Source organism: Phyllobacterium sp. P5_D12 (assembly GCF_054049495.1).
The window spans coordinates 1-1567 of sequence record NZ_JBFUMG010000797.1 but is presented as its reverse complement, the minus strand read 5'-3'; the positions used below and the strand labels follow the sequence as shown (position 1 = coordinate 1567).

Sequence of the window (1567 nt, the reverse complement as noted above, 5' to 3'; positions counted from 1 at the left end):
GAGTATGCTGCCTCCTATGGCGTCTTCCGACGAATACTCGACTCGAACACGATGTTTGCGGCTCACGGCACCGCCTGTGCCGGTTTGATTGTGGCCGAGCCTGCCGCCTTGCCAACCGAGGACGGCGAAAGCCCATTTCCGCCAGAAGACATTTTTACAAGGCCGGATTCGACCGAGACCCATCCCAATAAAAATCCCAACCTGTTACCGTATTTTGGCGCCGATCCGTTTTCGCGCCTCGTTAACATTACGACTTCGTTCGAAGACAATGCTGTGCAGTTCATTGCTGCGTTCCTTTATGCCTATTCGCAGAACGTTGACGTCATCGTTATGCCACGCGGCCTACCTGATCCGAAGCGAAGTGCCATTGAACCCAAGAACGAACTAAAGGCCGACTTGGAGCGCTGGGCCAATCGCGATGCTGCGGACCTGTTTGCGCGTATCGCTGTGGCAGAACAGGGACCGGCGGAACTAGCGCCCAAGGCTACACAGCTGGGATCCAACCCGGACCGAATGTGGAATATCCTGAAACAGCTGATTATTGGCGTGAGCCGAAAGATCCCGGTGATCTGCGCTGCCGGCAACAGCGGCGAAAGCCAGCTGATCTATCCAGCGAGCCTCGCAGCTCCCGACAATGGGATTATTGCAGTCGGCGCAGTCACGGTTGAAGGTTTCCGATCCGGCTACAGCAACTATGGCGAAGGTCTAACTCTCGTTGCACCTTCTGATGATGGCGAGGTATTCAATCGCCATCAATTGCGGATCAATCGGCTGTCTCCCTTGATCGCCAAGCATCAATATAACGCGGATCCCGGGAAGGAATACTGCTATTCGCAGTTCAGCCTTCTGAGCACGGACCTTCCGGGTGTCTTTGGTTATGATGAAGGAAAAGCTCCTTGGTCCTCACTGCTCCCGTCTGCAAATAATCCCGGCGTTGGCGGCGGTTACTATACCAGCTTTGGCGGTACGTCTGGGGCCGCAGCCTTGGTCGGCGGGGTTGCGGCTCTCGTGCAACGGGCCCATCGTGCCGTTCACAGCGGGTCAGGCAGGCTAGACGGTATAGCTGTCAAGTCTATCCTCGAGGAAGCGTCCAGCCRAAGCAGCAATGTTGGACCGGGTTTTCGTCCTCTCACACCCGACTGCATGAATGCGGACAATGAAGATGTCATCGATTCTCGGTATTTCTTTGGAGCGGGACTTCTTAACGCCGCCGCCGCTGTCGATGTAGTGCTGAACAGTTGACGCAAAGCCCAACAAAACATCCAAAAAGGACCCGCCCGCGGGTCTTTTTTTACGTTTTATCCTTCATTTTTGACGGTGCATTGACGGTCAGACAGCGCTGGAGAGACGCCTCCTCCGGTAATATTAGATCAATGCTTCGGTAAATCCGGAGATCAAGTCGATCAATAGACTGCAGGAGGGAAAACCGATGTCAACAGTTCTTACCAGAAAATACCGGTGGTCATCATTTGCCAGATTGATCAAGCGGCCGAAATTGCCAACGGGCATGTGCCTCACTTACAAAAGCATCAAAGCATCCATGGAGCGGGAGATCCGACTTATTCAT

1 protein-coding gene is annotated in these 1567 nt (G+C 54.0%); it reads left to right on the top strand.

Translation table 11 applies throughout. The features are described from left to right. Positions 1 to 1242: S8 family serine peptidase (locus tag ACXJ5O_RS26505; RefSeq protein ID WP_457302510.1), on the top strand; the 1242-nt coding region annotated here is incomplete at its 5' end. Positions 1243 to 1567 lie beyond the last annotated feature (325 nt).